Here is a 26395-nt window from a genome sequence, read left to right on the forward strand (position 1 = left end):
ACATAACAATAGCATTCCGATTTCAAGGGTTTTATTTACAGATGGCCAGTTTTTGCGCGAAGTGCCGCAGGATCATGCGCTGATTTGCTCAATGGATTGGGGTACCTGGCAGAGTGCGATACACTGACGGTATTGCACCTTAACTTTGAAGCCTTTATGCGCCGTCTAACTTTGTGGATGCTTTTACTGAGCGGCTTGTCCACTGCAGTCTTTGCTGAAACTGCCCCAACACACGCCAGCCCGTCAGAGGTCAGTGCGCCGGTGAAAGATATTCGCCAGAGCGGCTTTGTCTATTGTGTTAACGGCATGATCAATACCTTTAACCCGCAGAAAGCCAGCAGCGGGCTGATTATTGATACGCTGGCCGCACAGTTATACGACCGCCTGCTGGATGTTGATCCTTATACCTATCGCCTGATCCCCGAACTGGCGCAAAGCTGGGAAGTGCTGGATGATGGCGCAACCTACCGTTTTCATCTGCGCAAAGATGTACCTTTCCAGAAAACCGGCTGGTTTTCGCCATCGCGTAAAATGAATGCTGACGACGTGGTATTCAGCTTCCAGCGTATTATCGACCCGAATAATCATTACCATGCTGTAAACGGTGAGGAATACCCGTATTTTGACAGTCTGCAGTTTGCCCGGGCGGTGAAAAGCATCAAAAAACTCGACGACTACACTGTCGAGTTTCGTCTGAATAATCCTGACGCCTCATTCCTGTGGCATCTGGCGACACACTACGCACCGGTGCTTTCCGCTGAATATGCCGCGAATTTGACAAAATCCGGCAACGAAGAAGAGATTGATCGCCAGCCGGTCGGCACCGGCCCGTTTCAGTTAGGCGAATATCGCACCGGCCAGTATGTACGCCTGGCGCGCAACGGTCAGTACTGGAAAGGGACGCCGCGCATGGCGCAGGTGGTGATTGATATGGGCGTTGGCGGCACCGGGCGTTTGTCGAAACTGCTGACCGGTGAATGTGATGTGCTGGCCTATCCGGCAGCCAGTCAGCTGTCCATATTACGTGAGGATCCGCGTTTGCGTCTCTCCCTGCGTCCGGGGATGAACGTTGCGTATCTGGCTTTTAATACCAACAAAGCCCCGCTCAATGATCCGCGTATCCGTCAGGCAGTCGCGCTGTCGATCAACAATCAGCGCCTGATGCAGTCCATATATTACGGCACTGCTGAAACCGCTGCGTCTATTCTGCCGCGTGCGTCCTGGGCTTATGACAGCAACGCGCAGGTGACGGAATACAATCCGGATAAAGCGAAACAAATCCTTAAAGACCTCGGACAGGAAAACCTTAATCTGCATTTATGGGTGCCGACGGCGTCACAGTCATTTAACCCCAGCCCGCTGAAAACCGCTGAACTCATTCAGGCAGATTTGGCGCAGGTGGGGATTAAAGTGACGATTGTCCCGGTCGAGGGACGTTTCCAGGAAGCAAAGCTGATGGAGATGAATCACGACCTGACGTTATCCGGCTGGTCAACAGACAGTAATGACCCGGACAGTTTCTTCCGCCCGATGCTCAGTTGCGCGGCGATTCATTCGCAGACCAACTATGCTCACTGGTGTCACCCGGAATTTGATGAATTGCTGCGTCAGGGGTTGCTGTCACAACAACTTTCTCAGCGCATTGAGTTTTATCAGCAGGCGCAAAAGATACTTGAGCAGGAGCTGCCGGTGTTGCCACTGGCCTCTTCCCTGCGCCTTCAGGCTTACCGTTACGATATTAAAGGGCTGGTATTGAGCCCGTTTGGCAACTCCTCTTTTGCCGGCGTGTTTCGTGATGATGAAAAGAGCCGTGATGACGAAGGAAGGAAAGCCCCATGATCATCTTTACGCTACGCCGTATTTTGCTCCTGCTGGTCACGTTGTTTTTTCTCAGCCTGGTGGCCTTCAGCCTGAGTTATTTCACGCCGAATGCGCCACTGCGCGGTGCCTCTTTATGGGATGCCTACCGCTTCTATTTTGCGGGTCTTTGCCAGTTTGATTTTGGTGTGTCGAGCATCAACGGCGAAGGCATCACTTATCAGCTGAAAGCGGTTTTCCCGGCCACGATTGAACTGTGCGTTCTGGCCTTTGCGCTGGCGTTAGTCGTCGGCATCCCGCTTGGCATTCTGGCGGGAGTGATGCGCGGAAAATGGACGGATGTGGCCATCAGCAGCATCGCCCTGCTCGGTTTTTCCATCCCGGTGTTCTGGCTGGCGGTGCTGCTGATGCTGTTCTTCTCGCTGCAACTGGGCTGGCTGCCGGTCTCCGGTCGGCTGGATTTACTCTATCAGTTGAAAACCGTCACCGGCCTGACGTTGGTTGATGCATGGCTTTCTGATTCGCCATACCGCCATGAGATGATCATGAGCGCCATCCGCCATATGATTTTACCGATCGCCGCACTGGCCGTTGCACCGACGACTGAAGTGATCCGCCTGATGCGCATTTCTACCGATGATGTGCTGGAAAAAAACTACGTGAAAGCTGCCGCAACCCGGGGTTTATCACGCTTTACGATTATCCGTCGTCATGTATTACACAATGCATTGCCACCGATAATCCCAAAACTCGGCCTGCAATTTTCGACCATGCTGACACTGGCGATGATTACCGAAGTGGTGTTTAACTGGCCGGGCATCGGACGCTGGCTGATTAACGCCATCCGTCAGCAGGATTATGCGGCGATTTCAGCCGGTGTGATGGTCGTTGGCTCGCTGGTCATTGTGGTCAATGTGCTTTCAGACATTCTGGGTGCACTGATGAATCCATTGAAACATAAGGAATGGTATGCCCTTCGATAATGTATACCGCGAAAAACAGGTTCCGAGCCCGCTGCGCCACACCTGGGGGATTTTCTATCGCGACACGCTGTCGATGATTGGTTTCTACGGTGTGCTCGGTTTGTTATTGCTGTGCATATTTGGCCATTTATTAGCCCCTTACGCGCTCGATCAACAATTTCTTGGCTATCAGCTGTTGCCGCCATCCTGGTCACGCTACGGCAATGTGTCGTTCTTTCTTGGCACAGACGATCTGGGGCGTGATTTACTTAGCCGGATGTTAACCGGCGCGGCACCGACGATTGGCGGCGCGCTGCTGATCACGCTGGCCGCGTCATTATGTGGCGTCATTGTCGGTGTGCTGGCAGGGATCAGCCGTGGCCTGAAATCGGCCATTCTGAACCATATTCTCGATACACTGCTGTCGATCCCTTCCCTGCTGCTGGCAATTGTCGTGGTCGCGTTTATTGGCCCGAAGCTTGAACATGCGATGCTGGCGGTCTGGCTGGCCCTGTTGCCGCGTATTTCCCGCACCATTTACAGTGCCGTGCATGATGAACTGGAAAAAGAATATGTGGTTGCCGTGCGTCTCGATGGGGCCTCTACCTGGCAAATCCTGCGTTTTGCCGTTTTGCCGAATATTGTCGCGGTGCTGGCCACGGAATTTACCCGTGCCCTGTCTATGGCGATTCTGGATATCGCCGCGTTAGGTTTTCTGGATCTGGGCGCGCAACTGCCTTCACCGGAATGGGGTGCCATGCTCGGCGATTCGCTGGAACTGGTGTACGTTGCGCCGTGGACAGTCATGCTGCCGGGTGCCGCCATTCTTATCAGCGTGCTACTGATCAACCTGCTGGGTGACGGTGTGCGCCGGGCGATTAACGCGGGGGTGGAATAATGCCGTTACTCGATATCCGCAATCTGACCATCGAATTTATGACCGCCGAGGGCCCGGTCAAAGCCGTCGACCGCGTCAGTATGACGCTTAACGCCGGTGAAATTCGCGGGCTGGTAGGGGAATCCGGTTCGGGTAAGAGCCTGATTGCCAAAGCGATTTGTGGCGTTACCAAAGATAACTGGCGTGTGACGGCTGACCGTATGCGCTTTGATAACATCGACCTGTTGCAACTGACGCCCCGTGAGCGGCGCAAACTGGTCGGGCAAAACGTGTCGATGATTTTCCAGGAGCCGCAGTCCTGTCTGGATCCTTCGGAAAGCATTGGCCGCCAGCTGATTCAGGCGATCCCCGGCTGGACCTATAAAGGCCGCTGGTATCAGCGCTGGAAGTGGCGGAAAAAACGCGCCATCGAACTGCTGCACCGCGTCGGCATTAAAGATCACAAAGATATTATGGCCAGTTATCCGTATGAGCTGACTGAAGGCGAATGCCAGAAAGTGATGATCGCCATCGCGCTGGCAAATCAGCCACGCTTGCTGATTGCTGATGAGCCGACGAATGCCATGGAGCCGACTACGCAGGCGCAGATTTTCCGTCTGCTGGCGCGGCTCAATCAGAACAATAACACCACCATTTTGCTGATCAGTCATGATCTGCAAATGATGAGCAAATGGGCGAACCGCGTCAATGTGCTGTACTGCGGGCAAACTGTTGAAAGTGCGGTGTGTGAAGAACTGCTGGCCTCGCCACATCATCCTTATACACAGGCACTGATCCGCGCGATGCCGGATTTCGGCCGTTCATTACCGCATAAAAGCCGTCTGAATACCTTGCCGGGTGCCATTCCTTCGCTGGAACATTTGCCGATTGGCTGCCGCCTGGGACCACGTTGCCCTTACGCGCAGAAAAAATGTATTGAAACACCGCGTCTGCGTCTGGCTAAAACCCATGCGTATGCCTGCCATTTCCCGCTGAACATGGAGGAGCAATAATGGGCGAAACTCTGCTCGAAGTCCGTAATCTGAGCAAAACGTTCCGTTATCGCACCGGACTGTTCCGCAAGATGAATCTCGAGGCAGTGAAACCGGTCAGTTTTACACTGCGCGAAAAACAAACGCTGGCGATCATCGGCGAGAATGGTTCGGGCAAGTCGACGCTGGCTAAAATGCTTTCCGGCATGGTCGAGCCAAGCGGCGGCGAAATTCTCATTGATGAACATCCGCTGGCGTTTGGTGATTATCGCTTTCGCAGCCAGCAAATCCGTATGATTTTCCAGGATCCGAGCACCTCACTTAATCCGCGTCAGCGTATCGGGCAGTTACTTGAAGCGCCACTGCGTCTGAACAGCGAAATGGATGCACAACAGCGCGAACAACGCATCAACGAGACGTTGCGGCTGGTCGGGATGCTGCCCGATCATGCTAATTATTATCCGCATATGCTGGCGTCCGGTCAGAAACAACGCGTGGCACTGGCGCGCGCGCTTATCCTGCAACCCAAAGTCATCGTGGCCGATGAGGCACTGGCGTCTCTGGATATGTCGATGCGTTCGCAAATCATCAATATGATGCTCGAATTACAGGAAAGACAGGGCATCTCGTATATCTATGTGACTCAGCATCTGGGCATGATGAAACACATCAGCGATCAGGTACTGGTGATGCACGAAGGCGAAGTGGTGGAGCGTGGGAATACGGCCGAAGTGCTGGCAGCACCGCTGCATGACCTGACCAAACGGTTGATTTCCAGTCACTTCGGTGAAGCGCTGACGGCTGATGCCTGGCGTCGGGACGGTAATTAATCCCTCTGCAGGGTAATAGACGGGCAGATTCTCCCCCTAAACGGTGTCAGGAAACTGTCACCGTTTTCTTTTTATGCAAATTCACCCCCTTCTATTCCTTTTAGATATGATTTATCGCTTAACATTATTTTATATCGACAGCGGTATCGGCAACGATAGGGTCTGATAATTTGCCTGAGTAACAGGCTTGAAGAAAGGACCCGTTCATGGAACAACAACGCAAGGCCGCACACAGCGGCTGGTATCATGAAACACAATCCAGCCAATATGGTCATCTTCCGCTCGATCCCCACGCTGCGTTGGTACAGGATCGCTTTCTGCTGGGCCTTGATGTTCAGCTCGACCCGACGCTTCGCCAGTTGCTTAATGAACGCCAGCGACTGCTTCGGGCATCCCGGACCTGTTATGAGGTGCTGTTTCCTGACACGCTGAAGGTTTCGCGTACTGAAACATTATCATTGTATGACCGTCTCAGTAGTGCTCTGACAGTGGCACAGGTTACCGGCGTACAGATACTCTGTAGCCATTACGCTGCCCGACTCGCTCCGCTACCCAGCCCTGATGCCTCCCGTAAAAGTAACATCCGCCAGACCCACATTACCCAGTTCGCACGACTCCTAGCTACCCAGCCAACACTGATTACGGTGCCGATGTTGCATCAGCTTTATGATGTCGGTTTCAGCACGCGCGATATCGTGACCTTTACGCAGCTGATTGGCTTTGTCAGCTATCAGGCGCGCGTTCTGGCGGTTCTTAATGGTTTACGTGGACGCGCTGCCGCCGTCTTGCCGGGGTTTCCTTCACCGGAAGGATGTGAGCAAAAAGGATTTTCACTCGCAATGTTGCAATGGACGTCACGATTACCTGAAGTGGTGCCGGAAGATGCCAGCCAGCATCAGCAGGATGTGCTGGATTTAATCGCACCTGATGCCCGCTCTTCGTCTTTCTATACTTTGCTGGTACATGATGCCGACGCGCTGAGCGAATTTTCTGCAGTATTTAACAATATTATGCAGGCAGGTGCGGATCCGGTCGCTACATGGCGTGAGCTGGCTGCCGTCACCACGTCACAGCTGAACGGTTGTTTGTATTGCGCCGGGATCCACGGCCGTTTGTATCTCGAAGCGGGCGGTAATGAGAGGCTGATTAATGACTTATTCGCAGAAAATCACCGTGATGATGCCATCGATACGCTGTCGAAAAATCTGCAAGACAAAAAAGAGACTGCCTTGCTGGAGGCGGTGGTCACCCTGACACGGACGCCGGAACGTTTTGATGCGCGCCAGCTGCATGGTTTGTCTGATGCCGGGTATTCAGCAACACAATCTCTGGATATTCTGCTGACAACGGCACTGTTCAGCTGGTCAAACCGGCTGATTCAGACGCTGGGCGATACCCTGAATCAATAGTCCTCCTTTTTACTCTCCTTGTACCCCCTCATTCCGGCAGGATATTCACCTGCCGGTGATGCCAATTGTAAACCCCTGCACCACCTAACCGGCATAAGTCGTATTAATCTTATTTTCAATCGGAAATTTAGTGTTAAAACGAGAAGCTGATCACATTACACTGTGCGGCGTGGCGGGTAGATCTCCAGCAGTAAATTATTTATTCACAAATCACTTCATAAACCCCGTCAACATAGAAACATTCACTATTTATTCACTCCATGGCAGATGATAAAACTGATTAATCATTTCATCGTAAAACAATGACAATGTAAAAACAGAGACTATAATTCATACAACATATTCATATTGCCTATTTAGAAAACATAAACATTAATTCTGCATAACATTTCGAACACAGATTAATCACGCCGGATAAGTTAAATGTAACGGCATATGTCAAACTCCTTGCCACATTTACGAAGATAGTGAACATTACTTGCCGTCATCCCATCTTATAACAATGCAAAGGGTGCTTATTTCGCGCCACTTATGCGTTTCCGCCCTCTATGGCCGGAAGGAATAAACAGAGGTACGAGTGTCAACTGCAAACAAAACACCAAACAATGAAAGCGTGAGTCTTAACGCCTTCAAACAGCCAAAAGCGTTTTACCTGATCTTCTCCATCGAATTATGGGAACGTTTCGGTTACTACGGCCTGCAAGGGATCATGGCGGTTTACCTGGTCAAAATGCTTGGCCTGAGTGAAGCCGACTCCATCACCCTGTTCTCCTCATTCAGTGCGCTTGTGTATGGCTTTGTAGCTATCGGCGGCTGGCTGGGTGATAAAGTGCTGGGCTCAAAACGCGTGATCGTGCTTGGCGCGATTGTTCTGGCGTTAGGTTATTCATTCGTTGCCTATTCCGGCCACGAAATCTTCTGGGTCTATCTGGGTATGGCGACTATCGCCGTCGGCAGTGGCTTGTTTAAAGCAAATCCATCCTCATTGCTTTCTACCTGCTACGAAAAAGATGATCCGCGTCTTGATGGCGCATTCACCATGTATTACATGTCGGTGAACATTGGTTCATTCTTCTCCATGCTGGCAACACCGTGGCTGGCTGCAAAGTATGGCTGGAGCGTCGCGTTCTCCCTGAGCGTGGTGGGTATGTTGATCACTATTGTGAACTTCCTGTTCTGCCGCAAATGGGTCAAACGTCAGGGTTCGAAACCAGACTTCGCGCCGCTGCAATTCAAGAAACTGTTGATGGTGCTGGCCGGGGTCGTGGCGCTGGTATTCCTGTCAAGCTGGTTACTGCATAACCAAACCATTGCACGTATGGTTCTGGGTGTGGTTTCCGTGGGTATCATTATTGTCTTTGCAAAAGAAACCTTCTCAATGCAAGGCATTGCACGCCGGAAGATGATTGTGGCGTTCCTGCTGATGATGGAAGCGGTGGTGTTCTTTGTGCTGTACAGCCAGATGCCAACGTCGCTGAACTTCTTCGCTATCCACAACGTAGGTCACGACCTGCTGGGTATCAGCTTCCAGCCTGAGCAGTTCCAGGCGCTGAATCCATTCTGGATCATGGTGGCCAGCCCGGTTCTCGCAGCTATCTACACCAAGGTCGGCGACCGCATGCCAATGCCACACAAGTTTGCGATGGGTATGGTGTTATGTTCCGGTGCGTTCCTGGTGCTGCCGTGGGGTGCGAGCCTGGCGAATGAGCAAGGCATCGTGTCAGTAAACTGGCTGGTACTGAGCTACGCGCTGCAAAGTATTGGCGAGCTGATGATTTCCGGCCTGGGTCTGGCGATGGTGGCTCAGCTGGTTCCACAGCGTCTGATGGGTTTCATCATGGGTGCCTGGTTCCTGACCACCGCAGCCGCGGCGATTATCGCAGGATATGTTGCCAACCTGACAGCCGTGCCTTCTGACATTGATGACGCCCATGCCTCACTGGCCATTTACAGTCACGTCTTCCTGCAGATTGGTATTGCGACAGCTGTGATTGCTGTGCTGATGCTGGTGACTGCATCTAAACTGCACCGCATGACGCTGGATCGCGAAACTGACGAGAAGCAACCTGAACTGGCTTCTGCTCAGTAAACACAGAAGCCTCTGCCGATAGTTTATCAACGCCTCCTCCGGGAGGCGTTTTTGCAACATAATCATCCAAACCTAAGAAACGCCGATCTGTACAGACTTTTACCCTAAATAATATCGCCCTTTCCCACTTTGTTTTGCGCGGTACATCGCGGCATCGGCCCGTGCCATCAGCGTATCCGGCAGCAAAGGCTGGCGTGCGCGGCCTATCGCCACACCGATACTGGCAGACAATGCCACCGGGACGCCTGCGACATGCTCGATTGAGTGCAATGCATTCATCAGACTGACGCAAATGCGGCTGACGTCATTTTCAGTATTGTTCAACTGACTCAGCAAAACGGTAAATTCATCTCCCGCCAGACGTGCCACAATATCTTGCGAACGCAGATTATCGCGTAAGGTATGACCGAAAAACTTCAGGATCAAATCACCAAATTCGTGCCCGTAGGTGTCGTTATAGACTTTAAAATTATCAATATCCAAAAAGAGCAATGCGATGTCGGTTTCTGCTTTTTCCTGATGTCCGGCGGTATAACTCAATGATTGCTGGAAGGCGCGCCGGTTCGGTAATCCGGTCAGCGGGTCGTGATTTGCTTCAAATTCCAGCTGAGCCTGCAGCGCTTTTATTTCGCTGATATCGGTTGAAAGGCCGTAATAACCATTACGGATATCGTCGCAAGGGATCAGCGTGGTATGCAAAACGCCGCCTTTGCCATGGCGGTAATAATCCGGCAATTCGATTTCGTAACTCACCGTCATGCCCTGCAACACCTGATGAATATAGGGTTTAATCTTGTCATAACTGTGCTCCCCCACGACCTCCCTGACCTGCTTCCCGCAGACCTGTGTCTCTTCGACGCCATACCAGTTGGCGTGGAAATGATTCACAAACGTGTATTGCTCATTCGCATCAACATGGCAAATCAGCGCGGGGATATTATCAGTGATGGCCCTGAGGCGTTTTTTGCTTTCCGTCAGCTCCTGTTCACGGGTCAGACGCCGCGCAATTTCCTGATGGAGCTGTTCCATTGTCACCTGTAACTCATGCGTGCGGTCAGCCACACGGCGTTCCAGATCCTCCTGCAGCGAATACAGCGCCTGTTCGATATGTTTACGCTCAGTAATGTCACTGATAACAACAATGTAGTGATGGGCTTCGCCGGTCACATTACGCACCAGTGAGGCCGTCAGCGTCACCCAGAGCGTACTGCCGTTCGCCCGCTGTAAAAGTTTTTCTACGCTGAAGCTGTTGATTTCACCGGAAAGCAGACGGGGAATCAGCACGTTTTCGGCATAAAGATCATCGCAATGGGTCACGTCCTGCAACAGACAATCACGCAACTGATGTTCGGCATATCCCAGCATATTGCATACCTGCGGATTGATGCGCAGCCAGCGCCAGTCGAGTCCGACTAAGGAGAAGCCAACGGCAGCGTGAGCAAATGTCTGTTCAAACAAAGCTTCACTTTTCGCCAGATTGTCTTCTACCCGCGCCGTATACTGCCGGTTTTCGAGGTGCAAAATATAACTTTGAACCAGCGCTGTCATATCCAGCAAAGTTTGCTGATCTTCCTCACACCATTCCCTGGGGCGGTCATCAACCAGACATAATGCCCCCAGCGCCACCCCTTCTTTCGAATGCAGGGCGCAACCGGCATAAAACACGATATGGGGATTACCGGTGACCAGCGGATTATCGTGGAAGCGCAAATCGAGCCGGGCATCCCTGACAATCAGCGGGCCGGATTCGAGAATGGTATGACCGCAAAATGAGATATCACGGTGAGACTGTTTAATGTCAACGCCGGTGTGTGAAAGGAACCACTGCCGGTCCGCGTCAATCAATGAAACTACAACAGCCTTAGCCTGAAACTGCCGGGCAGCCATCCGGGTAATACGGTCAATCTCCTCAATTCCGGGAGAATCCAGGATGCCCAGGGAAGCCAGTATGGCAAGACGAGCCGGTTCATCAACTGCCGGTTGAGGGAATAACATAATGCACTCTCAAAGATTATTGATGACTATTCCACCGAGTCTACGCGTTTGGCTGGAAAAACGGCTCTGATTCCGCCCTGCGGAGGAAAAAATCAGAATAGTGACAGATCACTAAACACGTAAATATTTAACACTTTCTGAGCAATTATTGGCAAATCAGATCATTAAAGCGAAGCCACCCAATTCACATGGGTGGCATCTATCTGCCCGAGTTGTTCAGCATCACGGCGGAATTTCTCCCGCATTTCGGAAGGCGTTGCGCCATAGAATTCATGGAAATAGCGACGTAAGGCGCTAAGTTCCAGGCCACACTGTCTCGCAATAGCAGCCAGACTTTGATCAGACATAGAAGAGGTACGCAGGAGTCGCTTCGCCAGCAATAACCGACGGCTGCGAATAAACTGCGCGATACCACCAAGCGGTTCAAACAGGCGATATAACCCGGAGCGCGAAATAGCAAAATTTTTGCACAGAATATCAATACTGATCGGTTTGCCGAGATGCTTTTCGATATACAGACAAATGCGCTCAAGACGTGCACTTTGCTCAAACGGATGTTCCACCTTTTTCCCCGCCACCAGGTGCAGGGTTTGCAGGAATACCGACGCCGCGCCCTCACCGGTGCTCAGCACTTCCTGTTCGGTCATCTGATCAAAAACCTGCACCATCGTCGCAAAATGGTTGCGCAGAATAATGTTCACCGGAGAGGCAGCAGGAATGCGCTTCCCGTGTAACGAGGCGATATCAACATTAAAATGCAGGCTGTGCTTGGGCATAATAATGTATTGATATGAACCGAGACGCGGTTTCTGCTCGCCCGGATACACATGGATTTTAATCGGCTGGGACATATCCTGGATCAGAATATCCCCCTGATTCAGCATGAACCGCTCGCCGAAGCACTGACACGCCATCCCGCCGACGATCACAATGAAAATGACGATATGATCAGGCATTGAGAACAGATTGCCGTACTGACGGTTGATATCATGCTCACTGACAGTCAGCACACCGCCAATCACCCGACCGAAATTGTAGCCGGTGACACCCCAGTCAAACTCTTCCCGGTGGCGATCGGGCAGTTCAAGTTTGAAACCTGCGCTGGACATTCCGTCTTCCCATTCGTAAAAACGGGTATCGAAATCCTGATAAATGTTCGCACTATCAACGATCTTTCGTGATGATGAATCGCCCATTTTCTCACCGAAAATTAAGATAATTCCGAAACGATAATCCACTACAGGCTGTGAAATCAATCCTCAGCAGCAATTGGTAATACTTTTACACCAAAAAAAATCTATTTTTGAGTGGGTGCTGGCGTTCTAAAAGTGTGCAAAAACAGCCAGTAAACCGTGCTATTTGACGAATCAGACTGACATGTTGTTCGCGATAATAATTCCGGGATCAGTTAATATTACGCAGCAGAAACCCGTTTTCTGTTTGCTATTCTTAATTAATTGTCAGTCACATTATTGGCTCAACTCAAACCGGGGGCGTGCGATGGTAAAAAGAAAAGTCCTGGATGAGGGACGCCAGCTAAAAAGAATGAATGCAGAAACCCGCAGGCAGTCGCACATGCATAAATGGTTCGCGATTGTGGCGGCTCTCGACTGTGTGCTGGTCATTTTTTATGATCAGGATATGCGTAACATTGTTTTCTCAGCGGGCGTCTGTGTAGTGTGTACTTTCCTCTGGCTGAAAGGTCGTAAACAATCCCGCAGTTACCGACGCGAATGGGATGAAAAATTTGGGACTAAAAAGCATCTCTGATACTTCATTCCAGGCTGTTTTTATTTCTCCGTTTCACCGTTTATAAAGTCGTTCCTCAATAGGATAAAAGTGCCTCTGTCCGGTCCCTATGCTTGTTCAGAATAACCGCCTGCATACCTGTAATATTCTTTCATTGCTTATTTCTGACACACTTGCTCAGCGAATTTTTGCGGGATCTTAACTGACGACATTTTCGCCCGCTTCTATCAGCGTTGGTTAGCCCTGAATTCGCAGCATAATATGCTGGTAACGCTCAGTATCAGTATGGCATCCGGTGATACCTGAACAGGATGCGAGCCCGCACTTATTCATTCAGGCAGATCATGCTTTGTAACTGCTAAAATTCGTCGCTAAAAAACGCATTGAACTAAGTTGATCGTTATTCACCCGAATAATATATCGAATACCTTACTTAGTGCGTGATAACCAATTGAATTTTAAAATTTAAAAACAACGGTAATATTCTCATCCAATTGTGAGTAATAATTGGAAAAAACAATCTTATGAGTTTACTGGTTAACATACAGTGCCACATCACACTCATTTTCTGCCCGGGGTATTTAACTCATGCTTACAGATATTGCGATATGCCAGGCAGTTCTTGATGCGCTTCCCGAAGCAACAGTCCTTAAAGATAATGAGCGTAAACTGGTATTCCTTAATCAGAAAGCCAGCGAATTTTATGGGCGTTCACGGGAAGAATTGATTGGTCAGGAGGTTTCTTTTTTTACGGATCCTGAACAAGCGGCACGGCAGCGTGAACGCGATATCGAAGTTCTGGAAACCGGCGAAAAAACGGTCAACGAAGAAACGCTGGTTGACCCATCAGGTAACCGCCGCAATGTGCTGGTGCGTAAATCGCGCGTTACGCTGGAGGCACGGCATTTCATTCTGACCTCCATTATGGATATTTCGCTTTTGCGCAACTCAGAAGCGCAGATCCGCTACCTTGCCCGTCATGACGTATTGACCGGCCTGCCCAACCGGACGGCGCTCAGTGAGGAGCTTAGCCAGATTGCCGCCCAGCGCATGTATCGCCCTGAACCTCACGCCCTCTTCCTGCTTAATCTCAACGACTTCAATTACATCAACGACACATATGGCTATCAGGCAGGTGACGCCATTCTCTGTGAATTCGGCCAGCGTCTGCGTAATGAAGTCGGCAACAGCGGAACGGTTTCGCGCATTGGTGGTGATGAATTCTCGATTATTCTGCGCAATAGTCCGACCAGTGAAATGGCCAATAATCTGGCGCTGGAAATACTGGTGATGATGCGCCAGCCGTTTACGCTGACGCGGGCCAATCCGATGATGACAATTTCATTCGGCATTGTGATGTTTGGCGCAGAGAATATTACCGCCGGCGAGATCATGCGCCGCGGCAATACGGCGCTGCTGGAAGCCAAGCAGCGCGGCAAAAATATGTTTTCGTTTTATTCTGAATTACTTGATGCCAGCAGCGTCAGTAAACGCATTATGGTGAAAGCGCTGGCGGAGTCGCTGGCCAGAGAAGGCGATCTGACCTGCGTTTATCAGCCTATTTTGCGCAGCCGTGATGAGAAGGTCGTTTGCGTTGAGGCGCTGGCACGCTGGAACCACGGCGTGCTCGGACAGGTCTCGCCGGTACAGTTTATCGCTCTGGCCGAAGAAACCGGGCTGGTGATTCAGCTCGGTGAAATCGTTTTGCGTCAGGCATGTCGCGATATCAGAAATTTTGAGCGGCTTAATCTGGCGATCAATGTTTCAGCCGTTCAGCTCGGTGAACAGGATTTCGGGCCGCGTATTCTGGCGGTTTTGGCTGAGGAAGATTTCCCGCCTTCTCGACTCGAACTTGAACTGACCGAAACGTCCGTCATGAATGCCAACGAGACCAGCCTCAGCCATCTCGCTAAATTACGTAAGGTTGGGGTTAAGGTTTCGCTGGATGATTTCGGTACGGGTTATTCCAGCCTCAGTTTGCTGAAAGATATTTCGGTAGACAGCGTGAAAATTGACCGTTCATTTGTGCAATATGTCACAGAAGTGAATGATACCGCCGCGATCGTTTCTGCCGTATCCCAGCTTGGTAATAAAATGCATCTCAACGTCATTGCCGAAGGCGTCGAAAATCAGTTGCAGAAATCCTTTTTAGTATCAGCAGGTTGCTCACATCTCCAGGGCTATCTGTTCTCCCGCCCCGTGCCGGTTGATGTGTTAAAAACTTTACTGAGCGATGAAATGAACATGTTATCCCGTATCTGGCTCAACGATTTATAAGCACCATAGATAACTCAAAACACCTTATTAATTCATTCAATTGGCGCTCGTCCCTGTTTTACTGACATGATCCGAGGCTGATAAATCACGCCGTTTAAGGAATCACATCATGTCATCGTTTTCAGGTATCTGGGTCCCGCTGGTCACGCCTTTTCATCAGGGTGAGATTGATTTTACTGCGCTGAAATCATTGTGCACCCGGCTGCTCAAACGGGGCGTTGACGGCGTCGTGGTGTGTGGTACAACCGGTGAGGCCCCTATGCTCACCAAAGAAGAACAACTGCAGGTTCTGGATGCGGTGCTGGAGGTAGTGCCAGCCCGCCAGGTGATCATGGGACTATCAGGCACGCATATGCCCGTTATCCGTGAAATGCAGGAGGCGATTTTACGCCGTCCGGTTGCCGGTTTACTGATCCCCGCGCCCTATTATATTCGTCCCTCTCAGGCCGCGCTGGTCGCCTGGTTTACAGAAATTGCAGATCACGCCACAGTGCCGGTGGTGCTTTACAATATTCCTTATCGTACCGGCGTACAGATGGAGCTGGACACATTCCGCCAGCTGGCCAAACATCCCCGTATTACAGCCGTCAAAGATTGCGGCGGGAGCATAGATCTGACGCTTTCGCTGATTGCTGACGGAGAACTTGACGTGCTGTGTGGCGAAGACGTACAGATATTTTCCACCCTGAGCCTGGGCGGTAAAGGGGCGATTGCCGCGTCGTCACATATCTTCCCGGAAGAGTTTGTTCAGCTGATAAAGCAGTTCAAAGAGCAGGATATGGCTGCAGCGCGTAAAACCTTCTTTAGCTTACTGCCGATGATCCGGCTGATGTTTTCTGCTCCCAATCCGGCGGCCATCAAATACGCGTTATCACTGGACGGGTTAATGGATAACGAACTGCGTTCTCCTATGCTGCCTGCACCGGAAAATGTTGAACTGGCGGTGCGGGACTTTCTGAATCAGCACTCGCGCTGAGAACTGACGGTTGAGTTCATCAGAAGATGAATCACCGGACGCACTGTCACAATTAAAACGCTGACTTTTGCTCCCGCCGGTTCTAGGATAGAAGCAGTTTTTATATAGCCCTGTTGCGTCCCTATGAAACTGCGGGGTGAGATGTGTTGCCCATTCAATGGAGTGTTTATGAAACTGTATTATAAATCCGGTGCGTGTTCCCTTTCCCCCCATATCGTCTTGCGTGAAGCGGGTCTGGACTTCAGCATTGAGAAAGTGGACCTGGCAACCCGGAAAACCGAAACCGGTGATGATTTTCTGGCAGTGAATCCAAAGGGGCAGGTCCCCACTCTGTTGCTCAATGATGGCAGTATTCTGACCGAAGGTGTGGCTATCGTGCAGTATCTGGCAGACCAGAAACCAGACCGCCAGCTGATGCCGGAAGCCGGTACACTGGCCCGTTATCACGCGCTGGAATGGCTGAACTACATTGCAACTGAGCTGCATAAAGGTTTCTCGCCATTGTTTAATCCCAAAACGCCGGAAGAGTTCAAGACATTAACCCGCGAAGCACTGAGCAAAAAATTTGCTTACGTGAATGCCTGCCTGAAAGACAATCATTTCCTGCTGGGTGCGCGTTTCAGCGTGGCAGATGCTTACCTGTTTACCGTGATGGGCTGGGCCAAAGCGCTGAAATTTGATCTGAGCGCACTGACTGAACTGAATGCTTATCTCGAACGCGTTGCCGCACGTCCGGCTGTTGATGCCGCGCTGTCGGCTGAAGGCCTGAAATAATCGCTTTCGCGATGTGATCACAAAAAACGCCCCGGCTGCAACAGCACGGGGCGTTTTTGTGTATTCAGGAAAAGAGGTGTTCAGGCAGTGCTTACAGTTTTACCGCCGGGAAGTGATGCTCAGGTTTAACCATTTTGTCCTGCGCCGCCACGATTTGCAGCTCGTATTCACCCATTGCATGCGTGGCAAGCATGACTTCATAAACAGCAGCGGTCACATGCTCCAGCGCTTTATCTGGTGCTTCACCTTTGAGCAGATTCACCAGCAATAAACCACTGGTCAGATCGCCCACGCCAACCGGCTGACGGACACCGAAATCAACCAGCGGACGGTCAATATGCCAGGCTTCATCTGCAGTCACCAACAGCATTTCAAATCGGTCACTGTGATAGCCTGCACGACTCAGGTGTTTCACCAGCACAATTTTCGGGCCCTTGCTGATCAGCTCCCGCGCGGTGGCGACGGCTTCGTCAACGCTTGCCACCGCGTGGCCGCTCAGCAGTTCAAGTTCCAGCAGATTTGGGGCGATTATGTCGCAGTTAACCAGCGCCTGGTTGCAGTGGAACTCAGCAACGCCCGGCGCCACAATACATCCCTTTTCAGGATGTCCCATCACCGGATCGCAAAAATACCAGGCGTCCGGATTCGCAGCCTTCACCCGACGGACAATCTCAAGAATGCTTTGTCCTTGCTCCGGTGAACCGATATAGCCGCTCAGTACCGCATCACAATCCTTCAGACGGTCAATTTCTGCAATCCCCTGCGCGATTTCGGTCAGATGGGCGGCCGGCATCACGCAGCCGGTCCAGTGTCCGTACTGCGTATGATTAGAAAACTGCACAGTATTCAGCGGCCAAACGTTTGCGCCCATACGGCGCATAGGGAACTCCGCCGCGCTGTTACCTGCGTGTCCGAAAACCGTATGTGACTGGATAGAAAGAATGCTTTTCATGAAGAACTTCCGATTGTAACGTCATCGGGGAGATGGCGGGATTACTGATATCAGTGAACGAAAGCGGGAGGCCTCACAGCCCCCCGTTCTACCGACCGGAGGCTTATGCCCAGAGCAACAGTGTGTAGTTCTTTTTACCGCGACGCAGCAAAGTATAGCGACCAAACAGGCGGTCACTGTCAGCGAAGCTGTATTCTGTATCCGTCTGCTTTTCGCCGTTTACAGAAACCGCGTTAGACGAAATCAGGGTACGTGCCTGGCCTTTCGACGGTGCCATACCGGCGATGACCAGCGCCTGTTGCAGATCCGTATCGCGTGGCACTTCAAACAGCTCCAGACCATCCTGCGCCAGCTGGCCGAAGTCGACCTCTGTCATTTCGCTCAGGGAGCCGGAGAACAGGCTTTGCGTGATGCGTTTTGCAGCCGCCAGACCTTCTGCACCGTGGACCATACCGGTCACTTCTTCGGCCAGAACGTACTGCGCGCGTGGCGCTTTGCCGCTGGTTTTGTCTTCTTCTTCCAGCGCATTGATGTCTTCAATGCTCATGAAGGTGAAGAACTTCAGGAAGCGGTAAACGTCGGCATCTGCGGTGTTGATCCAGAACTGGTAGAATTTGTACGGGCTGGTTTTCTTCGGATCCAGCCAGACTGCGCCGCCCTCGGTCTTACCGAATTTGGTGCCATCAGATTTAGTGATCAGCGGAACGGTCAGGCCGAACACTTGTTTCTGGTGCAGACGACGGGTCAGATCGATACCTGACGTGATGTTGCCCCACTGGTCTGAACCGCCGATTTGCAGCTCAACTTTGTGCAGATCGTAAAGGGATGCAAAATCGTAACCCTGCAACAGGTTGTACGAGAATTCGGTGAAGGAGATACCGCTGTCATCGCGGTTCAGACGCTGTTTCACCGCTTCTTTGTTGATCATCTGGTTAACAGAGAAGTGTTTGCCGATATCACGCAGGAAAGTCAGCACGTTCATGCCGCCGAACCAGTCGTAGTTATTGGCAGTGATAGCGCTGTTATCGCCACAGCTGAAATCCAGGAACGGCGAAACCTGCTGACGGATTTTTTCCACCCACTCGTTCACGGTTTCATTGGTGTTCAGCTTACGCTCGGTGGCTTTGAAGCTCGGGTCGCCAATCAGACCGGTGGCGCCACCCACCAGCGCCACAGGCTTGTGGCCGTTCAGCTGGAAGCGTTTCAGGCAAAGCAAAGGCACCAGATGTCCCAAATGCAAGCTGTCTGCGGTAGGATCGAAACCGCAATAGAGTGCAATTGGCCCTTGCGCCAGTCGCTCTGCTAACGCTTCTTCATCCGTCACCTGGGCAATGAGGCCCCGCTCTTGCAATTGTTTAATCAGGTTGCTGCTCGCCATCAAAGACTCCGTTTGTTTGTACTCAGAAATAGGTACTGAATGTGTGCAGATTCATGTCTGACATCATGCCGCGCATGTGCCCTTTCTCTCACCTTTACGGGAAACGACATAGAATAAAGCGCTCGTCGCCCGAGCGCTAGGGAATCGCGTGTTTTTTCGTGGTTAAGGTGCGAGGCGGTCTATTTTCCAGCCAGTTTCTGTCTCAGCTTCATCACGCTGATAAATGAACCGGTCGTGCAGACGATGTTCACCGCCCTGCCAGAACTCCATCGAATCCACTTTGACGCGAAAACCACCCCAGAAACTTGGCAGTGGCACTTCCCCATTGCTGAATTTCTGTTTCAGTTCGAGGAATTTGCTTTCGAGTACACCGCGCGCCGAAATACGACTGGACTGCTGCGATACCCACGCGCCGATCTGGCTATCTTTCGGCCGGCTGGTGAAATACTTCATCACTTCCAGCGTCGACAGACGTTCGGCCTGACCGAGCACAATGACCTGACGGTCCAGCATGTGCCACGGGAATAACAGGCTGATGCGCGAGTTATTCGCCAGTTGCTGCGCCTTACGGCTGCCCAGATTGGTGTAAAATACCAATCCTTTTTCGTCGTAGTGCTTGAGCAGCACAATGCGCTGGAAAGGTTGTCCGCGCTCATCAACCGTCGCTACCACCATCGCCGTCGGGTCAGCGAGACGGGCATCGCAGGCCTGTTTCAGCCAGTGTTCAAATAAAGGCAGGGGTTCAGGGGTTAAATCAGCACGACGCAGCCCGCCACGGGTGTATTCGCGGCGCGAGTCCGCAATATCAAACTCTTTGTTATCAGGCATATGGATTCAGTTGCGTATCTTAGGAAGGTAAACGCATTGTGCACCCGCCGCGTCAGGATCTCAATGTTCCTGATGCAGCGAAGAGAAAGGAAGGCTATCAAAAATGACGCTGCCCACGATAATGCAGCAAGGCGGCAAAGTGGGGATCCCCGGGAGCACAGATAACTATGTGACCGGGGTGAGCAAATGCGGCTAACGCATCTGCAGTCTGAAATATAACGGATAGGTTTATTTTTGAACGCAATCGTCGATGATGACGTTCTCACCGCGCTGCACAAAAGCCTGATCGCCTTTAGACCAGAATGTGTAACGGCCATCGCTGTATTGCGTGCCGGAAGCGGCGTCAATCTGTTTCAGTTTCAGCTGTTCACCATCGAGAACCATATTGACCTGCTTAGCCGGTTTATCCAGCGTAACCGTTAACGGTAAGGTGCCGCACTGGTAGTGTAATTCTTCAGTGGGACTTTCGGTCTGGTGGCTGAACTGGCTGCATCCTGCCAGGGTCAGACCTGCTAACGTCGCGATAATTGCCTTTTTCATTCGGTGCTCCCGGGTGCTCTTGATTTATCCCTTTTATTTACCATGCCAGCGCACGCAACACATTGAGATAAAACCGAGAACGCATCAGGGACGGGTTGAAACAACCGGATAAATCGCACCAAGCAGGGTTTCACGACTTGCGCCAGTGACCGATGGCAGATTCCCCGGCTGACCCGATAACGTACGGAATGCCAGCCAGGCAAAGGCCAGCGCTTCCATGTCATCACCGCTGATACCACAGGCATCGGTGGTGCAAACTTCCGTGCCCGGCAACATGGCGGAGAGCCGCGCCATCAGTAACGGGTTACGCGCCCCACCGCCGCACACCATCAGCCGGTCACATCCACCGGCCAGTTGCACCTGCTCGGCGATACTTACCGCAGTCAGTTCAGCCAGCGTCGCCTGCACATCCGCCGGGGAGATTTCACAAGCACGCGCCAGTTGTTTTTCCAGCCATCCCATATTGAAGTATTCACGACCGGTACTTTTCGGTGCCGGTTCGGCAAAGTAAGGATCAGACAGCATCTGCTGAAGCAAACGTAAATTCACCCGCCCCTGATGTGCCCATTCAGCCCCTTTATCATAGGGCTGGGCGAGATGGCGCCAGATCCACGCGTCCATCAGCATATTGCCGGGGCCGGTGTCATAACCCCGCACCGGCTGGCCCGGCAGTAACATTGAAAGGTTGGCGATGCCACCGATATTGAGGATCATACGGCGCTCGGCCGGGTCGGCCAGCAATGCCTGATGGAAAGCAGGCACCAGAGGCGCGCCCTGCCCGCCCCATGCCATATCCCTGCGACGAAAATCGCCCACGGTAGTAATGCCGGTCATGGCTGCAATACGGTTATTATCCCCCAGCTGCATGGAAAAGGTCGCCTCCCCTTTTGGCTGATGCCAGACCGTTTGCCCATGGCAACCAATGGCAGTCACTTCTTCCGGCGAGACTTTGGCGCTTTTCAGCAGACCTAAAACCGCTTCACCGAACAAAATTCCCAACTGGGTATCCAGCGTCCCGACCTGCTCAAGCGTGACCTGTTGCCCCTGACACATGCCAAGGATGGCGTTTTTCAACGTAAGAGGAATAGGATGTGAATAGCTGGCCTGCTGCGCGACCATGTGCTCATCTATGGCGGCCAGCACCACGTCAACACCGTCCAGACTGGTGCCGGACATCACACCGATATAACGACCTGACTTCATAGATAACATCCTTAACTCTCCGGGAAAATTGTCAGACAAAGTAATCACCACAGAGTAATCGGTATTTGAAGGGCAGCGCCATGTGTAACTGAATTTTTATTACAGCGTGTGATGACTTCGTGTTTTTCTTGTTACGTTTTTTATCACTGAAAATATCTGTGTACTAAAAGCCACCAATAACAACATGACATGCCGGTATTTTGATTGAGCCATTCGCTGTCTAAAACGTAAACCTGCGTTTATTATTAGTTGAACAGGCCTTCTGTATACTAGGTGAAAGTGAAACAAATATGTTATATGACACCTTCGACACTGATGTTGAACTTGTGTACTGTTTTTTCTCTGTTGGTGCCGCTACTCTGAAACGTGTGCAGCAGCATAATAAAGGAGCTATTTATGATTAAGCGTTTACTCGTCATCGGACTTGCCGGCGTTTCCCTTGCTGGCTGCGTCAGTGATAACTCTCTGTCCGGCGATGTTTACTCCGCATCCCAGGCGAAGCAAATTCAACAAGTGACCTACGGTACCATCGTGTCCACCCGTGCAGTGCAAATCCAGGGAGGAGATGATTCAAATATCGTTGGTGCGCTCGGAGGGGCTGTATTAGGCGGGTTCCTGGGCAATACCGTCGGTGGTGGTACCGGCCGTAGTCTGGCAACTGCGGCAGGAGCAGTCGCCGGTGGCGTAGCAGGTCAGGGGGTGCAAAGTTCGCTTAACCGTTCTAACGGTGTAGAACTGCAAATTCGTCGTGATGACGGTACAACCATTCAGGTGGTTCAGAAAGCCGGTCCAACCAAATTCAGCGTCGGCCAGCGTGTGAGCATGGCCAGCAGCGGCAGCACCATTACGGTGTCCCCTGGCGCCTGATTTTTACAGCCTCAATGCAAAAACCGAAGCCACTGGCTTCGGTTTTTTTATGGGTAATTCTTTTCAGTCCGATCAAAAACAACGCTGTGTGACGTAATAAAAAATCGATTTTTATGATTTGCTTTGCAGGGAAGCAATATTTTTTTCCAGCCGGGACAACATTCCGCCCAGCAGTTCGATTTCGGAAGAAGACATGCCGGATAAAATTTCTTTACGTGTGGAATCAATAACGGATTCCATTTCATTGATGATCGGCGCTGCTTCTTCAGTCAGTCTGATACGCTTGGCACGGCGATCACTCGCACAAGTCTGACGGGTAATCAGCTTCTTTTCTTCCAGCTGATCGAGTGTACGGACCAGAGACGGTTGCTCAATTCCAATGGCTTTCGCCAGCTGAATCTGAGACTGCTCCGGAGGTAACATATTGATATTATGAAGTGTTACCCAATGTGTTTGCGTGAGTTCCAACGGTTTTAGCCGATCGTCAATCAACGCACGCCAGGCACGAACTAATCGTGCGAGATCTGATCCCAGATTCGATTCCAATTATCCCCTCCTTATAATTAGCATGCTAAGATAACTCCCCAGAGTTTAGCTTAGTTTTAGGAACATTAATTGAGAAATTACAATTCTATATATAATGATAGGTACTATTGCATCCGGAAGCAGCGTCTTTGCTTCCAAAGGTAAGCTTGTTTATAACACAATCACCGGCAGAGATTAATATTGTGAATGCGCAAATGTTTCACTCAGGCTTCCCGCTACCGGATCTGGTCCTGGGTGCCTCACTTTATTTCCCCCCGATGTTCAAAGCATTTTTACTGGGGTTAGTGTTCTGGCTTTTGATACATCGCCTGCTGCGTGACTGGATTTATTCCGGTGAAGTCTGGCATCCCACTCTGATGGATTTATCTCTTTTTGTGATCTCTATTTGTGCCGCCCTGATGCTGATGGTGACCCTCTGAAATGAAATTTAAGACACTGAAATACTTCTCTACCGTACTGGTTTTCGCGGTCGCCATTTGCGCAGGCTGGTGGATGTGGAATTATTATATGCAATCACCCTGGACGCGTGACGGCAAAGTCCGTGCAGAGATTGTCAATATCACGCCGGAAGTGTCCGGGCGCATTATTGAAATAAATATCCATGATAACCAGTTTGTTAAAAGTGGAGATCCGCTGTTCAGTCTGGATCCTGTGCCTTTTAAAATCGCGGTAGATAATGCCGAAGCTGCGGTAGCTAAAGCCGCGGCCGACCTGGCCAAAGCCAGTCACGAAGCCCGGCGTCGCAGAGGGCTTGGCACCAATGTTATTTCCGCCGAATCGCTTGATGAATCCAATATCAACGCCAAAGCCATGCAGGCGGCTTATCAGGCGGCGCAGGCGTCATTAGAACAGGCCAAATGGAACCTGAGTAAAACCACTCTTGTTGCACCGGCCGACGGTTATATCACCAATCTGCAAACCCGCCGCGGAGACTATGCCACGTCCGGAACGCCTCTGGTCGGGCTGGTGGATATTCATTCTTTCTACATTCTGGGATATTTCGAAGAAACAAAACTCAAAAATATTCGCGAAGGCAACGTGGCGGATATCACGTTATTTAACGGTAATATTCCTTTGCAGGGGCGGGTCGAAAGTATTGGGCGGGCTATTTATGACCAGAGTCTCGATACCCCTGAAGATTTGCTGATGAATGTGAAACCGAACGTGCCATGGGTACGTCTGGCACAGCGTGTGCCCGTTCGGATTAAACTTGAAAATGTGCCGGAACATGAAGTGCTGGTTGCCGGTACGACCTGTACCATTTCGATTCGCAATTAAGGCTGCGCAGTGAATCTTTCCTGGCTGGAATGGAAAAATACCCCGTGGGGAAAAGCCACATGGGGACAATGGCGCTACGCCCTGCGTAACTCCATCGCAATGATACTTGCGCTTTATATCGCTTTTGAATTTCAGATGGACGAGCCTTACTGGGCCCTGACCTCGGCGGCGGTGGTGAGTTTCCCAACCGTGGGTGGCGTTATCAGTAAAAGTATCGGGCGGATCATTGGCAGCCTGCTGGGCGCGGCGGGCGCGGTGTTTATTGCCGGACATTGTCTGAATGAACCCTGGCTCTTCACGTTTTCCATTGCCGCATGGCTGGGGATTTGTACGTATGTCTCCAATCATTATCAGAACAATGTCTCATATGCTTTTGCGCTGGCGGGTTACACGGCAGCCATCATCGCGTTCTCCACCGTAGACGTCACCGATACGACACAAATTTTTGATATCGCGCAGGCGCGTGTCGGTGAAGTTATCACCGGTATTTTGTGCGGTGGTTTTATGATGATGGTGCTGCCCAGCACCTCCGACGGCGACGCCCTGCTCACCTCGCTGCGCAAAATGCATACTCAGTTGCTTGAGCATGCGCAATTGCTGTGGCGGACAGAAATTTCTGATCAGATCAGAACATCCCATGAAGGGGTGATCGGACAAATCCTGACCATGAATCTTTTACGTATTCAGGCATTCTGGAGCCATTACCGCCTGCGCCGCCAAAATAATGTGCTCAATTATCTGCTGCATCAGCAATTACGCATGACCAGCTACATTTCCAGCCTGCGCCGGATGCTGCTGAACTGGCCCCATCCTCCTGAAAACTTACAGGAGGTACTGGCCGTTTTGCTTAATGAACTGCGTAAACCGGATACGGATAAGTACCAGCTGTCCAGAATTTTGCTGCATATTCAGCCGCATGATACTGCTGACTTCCGCCATCAGGCTTTCTGGCTACGTTTACGCGATTTTTGCTGGTTGTATCTTCGCAGCGAACGTTGGTTACAGCGGGTAGAACATGCCAACGTGGCAGAAGCCGAAACACTACAGACACCGAAAATCAGCCGCCTTGCCCAACACACCGATACCCTCGAGGCTGCGTATAACGGGCTGCGGACGTTTTTGTGTATTGTGACCGGTTGCGCATTCTGGATGACGACACAATGGGATGCCGGTGCCGGTGCGGTGGCGCTGACTGCCGTCAGCTGCGTACTTTATTCCTCTACGGCCTCACCGATCAGCAGCGTCACGCTGTTAATAAAATCACTGGGATTATTATTTGCTGGCTGTTTCCTGCTGAAGTTCGGGCTGATGGTACAAATCGACAATTTTTGGGTGTTCTGCGCCTTCTTCCTGCCGATGTTGGTGACGATGCAGATGATGAAACTTCAATACAAACAATATGCAGGTTTATGGGGGCAGATGATTGTATTTATGGGATCATTTTTAGCGGTTACGAACCCGCCGGAGTATGACTATCAGTCCTTTATGAATGACGGCGTGGCAAAAATTGCCGGTGTCATGCTGGCAGGGATTGCCTTCCAGGTGTTAAGGCCAAGCTCTGATAAGCGTAAAAGCCGCCGCATTATTCGCGCCCTGCGTCGTGATTTTATGGATCAGCTTAGCCGCAGACCCTCGCTGAGCCATTTTCAGTTCGAATCCCTGATTTATCACCGGATGAACCAGCTCAATCAAAGTAAAGATCACATCTCGCGAACCTGGTTATTACGCTGGGGTGTGGTGCTGCTCAATTGCAGCCACATTGTCTGGCAGTTGCGCGAATGGGAAACCCGTTCAGATCCCCTGTCTGCGGTACGGGACGTGTGTATTCATTGTCTGAAAGGGGTGATGACGGAGCGCGGCGTCAGCCATGAAAATCTTGACGCCACACTGGCTGAACTCATGCGGATGAGCAATTCACTGGCGCACCATCCGGAACCTGCGGCGCGTGAACTGGCGGGCGTGATCTGGCGTTTATACTGCTCGCTTTCACAATTACAACAGGCCATCTCAACAGAAGACGGCCCGGCGGTCAGTACCACAAAACCCGCGTAAAGG

At 51.3% G+C, this 26395-nt stretch carries 23 protein-coding genes; 15 read left to right on the top strand and 8 right to left on the bottom strand.

Annotated features, from left to right (window positions below; translation table 11 throughout):
- Window positions 1-156: 156 nt before the first annotated feature.
- From sapA to dtpA, 7 genes are all read left to right on the top strand, one after another.
- Window positions 157-1839 carry an ABC transporter substrate-binding protein SapA gene (sapA, locus tag ETV65_RS04145; protein ID WP_129951670.1) on the top strand — a complete coding sequence of 561 codons (1683 nt, stop codon included), beginning with the start codon at window positions 157-159 and terminating at the stop codon, window positions 1837-1839.
- On the top strand, window positions 1836-2801 hold the full coding sequence (gene sapB / locus ETV65_RS04150) for a putrescine export ABC transporter permease SapB (RefSeq protein ID WP_129951671.1): 966 nt from the start codon (window positions 1836-1838) through the stop codon (window positions 2799-2801). Before sapA ends, sapB begins: the two co-directional genes overlap by 4 nt.
- The gene (gene sapC, locus ETV65_RS04155; protein WP_129951672.1) at window positions 2788-3678 is read left to right on the top strand and encodes a putrescine export ABC transporter permease SapC; all 891 of its coding nucleotides are present in this window, start codon (window positions 2788-2790) and stop codon (window positions 3676-3678) included. The genes sapB and sapC overlap by 14 nt, the downstream gene beginning before the upstream one ends.
- Window positions 3678-4670, top strand: a complete 993-nt coding sequence (sapD, locus tag ETV65_RS04160; protein ID WP_129951673.1) for a putrescine export ABC transporter ATP-binding protein SapD — start codon at window positions 3678-3680, stop codon at window positions 4668-4670. Before sapC ends, sapD begins: the two co-directional genes overlap by 1 nt.
- A complete protein-coding gene (gene sapF, locus ETV65_RS04165; protein ID WP_129951674.1) occupies window positions 4670-5479 on the top strand; it encodes a putrescine export ABC transporter ATP-binding protein SapF in 810 nt (269 codons plus the stop codon). The genes sapD and sapF overlap by 1 nt, the downstream gene beginning before the upstream one ends.
- Window positions 5480-5685: 206 nt before the next feature.
- On the top strand, window positions 5686-6888 hold the full coding sequence (locus ETV65_RS04170; RefSeq protein WP_129951675.1) for a peroxidase-related enzyme: 1203 nt from the start codon (window positions 5686-5688) through the stop codon (window positions 6886-6888).
- Between the two features lie 577 nt (window positions 6889-7465).
- Window positions 7466-8977 (top strand): dipeptide/tripeptide permease DtpA, encoded by a 1512-nt coding sequence (dtpA, locus tag ETV65_RS04175; RefSeq protein WP_129951676.1) that lies wholly within the window; start codon window positions 7466-7468, stop codon window positions 8975-8977.
- Window positions 8978-9076: 99 nt separating this feature from the next.
- Here dtpA and ETV65_RS04180 read toward each other — a convergent pair whose 3' ends face one another.
- Both ETV65_RS04180 and ETV65_RS04185 read right to left on the bottom strand, forming a co-directional pair.
- On the bottom strand, window positions 9077-10972 hold the full coding sequence (locus tag ETV65_RS04180) for a diguanylate cyclase (RefSeq protein WP_129951677.1): 1896 nt from the start codon (window positions 10970-10972) through the stop codon (window positions 9077-9079).
- A gap of 164 nt (window positions 10973-11136) precedes the next feature.
- Window positions 11137-12168 (bottom strand): AraC family transcriptional regulator, encoded by a 1032-nt coding sequence (locus ETV65_RS04185; RefSeq protein ID WP_129951678.1) that lies wholly within the window; start codon window positions 12166-12168, stop codon window positions 11137-11139.
- 304 nt (window positions 12169-12472) lie between these two features.
- Here ETV65_RS04185 and ETV65_RS04190 point away from each other — a divergent pair, with 304 nt between their 5' ends.
- The 4 genes from ETV65_RS04190 to gstA all read left to right on the top strand — a co-directional run bounded on the left by ETV65_RS04190 (window position 12473) and on the right by gstA (window position 16748).
- Window positions 12473-12742, top strand: coding sequence for a hypothetical protein (locus ETV65_RS04190; RefSeq protein WP_129951679.1), 270 nt, complete (start codon window positions 12473-12475; stop codon window positions 12740-12742).
- 567 nt (window positions 12743-13309) lie between these two features.
- Entirely contained in the window at window positions 13310-14998 is a 1689-nt protein-coding gene (locus ETV65_RS04195; protein WP_129951680.1) for a GGDEF domain-containing phosphodiesterase, read from the top strand.
- A 109-nt stretch (window positions 14999-15107) separates the two neighbouring features.
- Complete coding sequence (gene dapA / locus ETV65_RS04200) at window positions 15108-15974, top strand: 4-hydroxy-tetrahydrodipicolinate synthase (protein WP_129951681.1); 867 nt, start codon at window positions 15108-15110, stop codon at window positions 15972-15974.
- 168 nt (window positions 15975-16142) lie between these two features.
- Window positions 16143-16748: a glutathione transferase GstA gene (gstA, locus tag ETV65_RS04205; protein ID WP_129951682.1), complete on the top strand. Its 606-nt coding sequence runs from the start codon at window positions 16143-16145 to the stop codon at window positions 16746-16748.
- Window positions 16749-16839: 91 nt separating this feature from the next.
- Here the strand turns inward: gstA and pdxY are convergent, their stop codons facing one another.
- The 5 genes from pdxY to anmK form a co-directional block, all read right to left on the bottom strand.
- On the bottom strand, window positions 16840-17700 hold the full coding sequence (gene pdxY / locus ETV65_RS04210; protein ID WP_129951683.1) for a pyridoxal kinase PdxY: 861 nt from the start codon (window positions 17698-17700) through the stop codon (window positions 16840-16842).
- A 103-nt stretch (window positions 17701-17803) separates the two neighbouring features.
- Window positions 17804-19078 carry a tyrosine--tRNA ligase gene (gene tyrS / locus ETV65_RS04215; protein ID WP_129951684.1) on the bottom strand — a complete coding sequence of 425 codons (1275 nt, stop codon included), beginning with the start codon at window positions 19076-19078 and terminating at the stop codon, window positions 17804-17806.
- Between the two features lie 162 nt (window positions 19079-19240).
- Complete coding sequence (gene pdxH, locus ETV65_RS04220) at window positions 19241-19906, bottom strand: pyridoxamine 5'-phosphate oxidase (RefSeq protein WP_129951685.1); 666 nt, start codon at window positions 19904-19906, stop codon at window positions 19241-19243.
- Window positions 19907-20134: 228 nt separating this feature from the next.
- The gene (locus tag ETV65_RS04225) at window positions 20135-20446 is read right to left on the bottom strand and encodes an MliC family protein (protein WP_129951686.1); all 312 of its coding nucleotides are present in this window, start codon (window positions 20444-20446) and stop codon (window positions 20135-20137) included.
- Window positions 20447-20530: 84 nt separating this feature from the next.
- Entirely contained in the window at window positions 20531-21649 is a 1119-nt protein-coding gene (gene anmK, locus ETV65_RS04230) for an anhydro-N-acetylmuramic acid kinase (protein WP_129951687.1), read from the bottom strand.
- 396 nt (window positions 21650-22045) lie between these two features.
- Here anmK and ETV65_RS04235 point away from each other — a divergent pair, with 396 nt between their 5' ends.
- Window positions 22046-22516 carry a glycine zipper 2TM domain-containing protein gene (locus tag ETV65_RS04235; RefSeq protein WP_129951688.1) on the top strand — a complete coding sequence of 157 codons (471 nt, stop codon included), beginning with the start codon at window positions 22046-22048 and terminating at the stop codon, window positions 22514-22516.
- Between the two features lie 111 nt (window positions 22517-22627).
- On the opposite strand, the gene slyA is transcribed toward ETV65_RS04235, so the two are convergent.
- Window positions 22628-23062 (bottom strand): transcriptional regulator SlyA, encoded by a 435-nt coding sequence (gene slyA / locus ETV65_RS04240; RefSeq protein ID WP_129951689.1) that lies wholly within the window; start codon window positions 23060-23062, stop codon window positions 22628-22630.
- 194 nt (window positions 23063-23256) lie between these two features.
- Here slyA and ETV65_RS04245 point away from each other — a divergent pair, with 194 nt between their 5' ends.
- From ETV65_RS04245 to ETV65_RS04255, 3 genes are read left to right on the top strand one after another with little or no spacing between them, the layout of a single operon-like run.
- Window positions 23257-23481 (top strand): DUF1656 domain-containing protein, encoded by a 225-nt coding sequence (locus ETV65_RS04245; protein ID WP_129952130.1) that lies wholly within the window; start codon window positions 23257-23259, stop codon window positions 23479-23481.
- Window position 23482: 1 nt separating this feature from the next.
- On the top strand, window positions 23483-24340 hold the full coding sequence (locus tag ETV65_RS04250) for an HlyD family secretion protein (protein WP_129951690.1): 858 nt from the start codon (window positions 23483-23485) through the stop codon (window positions 24338-24340).
- A 9-nt stretch (window positions 24341-24349) separates the two neighbouring features.
- Window positions 24350-26392, top strand: coding sequence for an FUSC family protein (locus tag ETV65_RS04255; RefSeq protein WP_129951691.1), 2043 nt, complete (start codon window positions 24350-24352; stop codon window positions 26390-26392).
- Window positions 26393-26395 lie beyond the last annotated feature (3 nt).

It is taken from the genome of Rahnella sp. RFA10(1/100) (assembly GCF_004195115.1).
GTDB lineage: Bacteria > Pseudomonadota > Gammaproteobacteria > Enterobacterales > Enterobacteriaceae > Rahnella > Rahnella perminowiae.

Bases quoted from the DNA above. Each gene is read 5' to 3' on its own strand.
- dapA (WP_129951681.1), top strand. From the start codon at position 15,108: ATGTCATCGTTTTCAGGTATCTGGGTCCCGCTGGTCACGCCTTTTCAT.
- ETV65_RS04180 (WP_129951677.1), bottom strand. From the start codon at position 10,972: ATGTTATTCCCTCAACCGGCAGTTGATGAACCGGCTCGTCTTGCCATA.
- gstA (WP_129951682.1), top strand. From the start codon at position 16,143: ATGAAACTGTATTATAAATCCGGTGCGTGTTCCCTTTCCCCCCATATC.
- ETV65_RS04235 (WP_129951688.1), top strand. From the start codon at position 22,046: ATGATTAAGCGTTTACTCGTCATCGGACTTGCCGGCGTTTCCCTTGCT.
- sapF (WP_129951674.1), top strand. From the start codon at position 4,670: ATGGGCGAAACTCTGCTCGAAGTCCGTAATCTGAGCAAAACGTTCCGT.
- tyrS (WP_129951684.1), bottom strand. From the start codon at position 19,078: ATGGCGAGCAGCAACCTGATTAAACAATTGCAAGAGCGGGGCCTCATT.
- ETV65_RS04245 (WP_129952130.1), top strand. From the start codon at position 23,257: ATGTTTCACTCAGGCTTCCCGCTACCGGATCTGGTCCTGGGTGCCTCA.
- sapD (WP_129951673.1), top strand. From the start codon at position 3,678: ATGCCGTTACTCGATATCCGCAATCTGACCATCGAATTTATGACCGCC.
- pdxH (WP_129951685.1), bottom strand. From the start codon at position 19,906: ATGCCTGATAACAAAGAGTTTGATATTGCGGACTCGCGCCGCGAATAC.
- ETV65_RS04225 (WP_129951686.1), bottom strand. From the start codon at position 20,446: ATGAAAAAGGCAATTATCGCGACGTTAGCAGGTCTGACCCTGGCAGGA.
- sapA (WP_129951670.1), top strand. From the start codon at position 157: ATGCGCCGTCTAACTTTGTGGATGCTTTTACTGAGCGGCTTGTCCACT.
- ETV65_RS04250 (WP_129951690.1), top strand. From the start codon at position 23,483: ATGAAATTTAAGACACTGAAATACTTCTCTACCGTACTGGTTTTCGCG.
- sapC (WP_129951672.1), top strand. From the start codon at position 2,788: ATGCCCTTCGATAATGTATACCGCGAAAAACAGGTTCCGAGCCCGCTG.
- ETV65_RS04195 (WP_129951680.1), top strand. From the start codon at position 13,310: ATGCTTACAGATATTGCGATATGCCAGGCAGTTCTTGATGCGCTTCCC.
- pdxY (WP_129951683.1), bottom strand. From the start codon at position 17,700: ATGAAAAGCATTCTTTCTATCCAGTCACATACGGTTTTCGGACACGCA.
- ETV65_RS04190 (WP_129951679.1), top strand. From the start codon at position 12,473: ATGGTAAAAAGAAAAGTCCTGGATGAGGGACGCCAGCTAAAAAGAATG.
- ETV65_RS04170 (WP_129951675.1), top strand. From the start codon at position 5,686: ATGGAACAACAACGCAAGGCCGCACACAGCGGCTGGTATCATGAAACA.
- anmK (WP_129951687.1), bottom strand. From the start codon at position 21,649: ATGAAGTCAGGTCGTTATATCGGTGTGATGTCCGGCACCAGTCTGGAC.
- ETV65_RS04185 (WP_129951678.1), bottom strand. From the start codon at position 12,168: ATGGGCGATTCATCATCACGAAAGATCGTTGATAGTGCGAACATTTAT.
- sapB (WP_129951671.1), top strand. From the start codon at position 1,836: ATGATCATCTTTACGCTACGCCGTATTTTGCTCCTGCTGGTCACGTTG.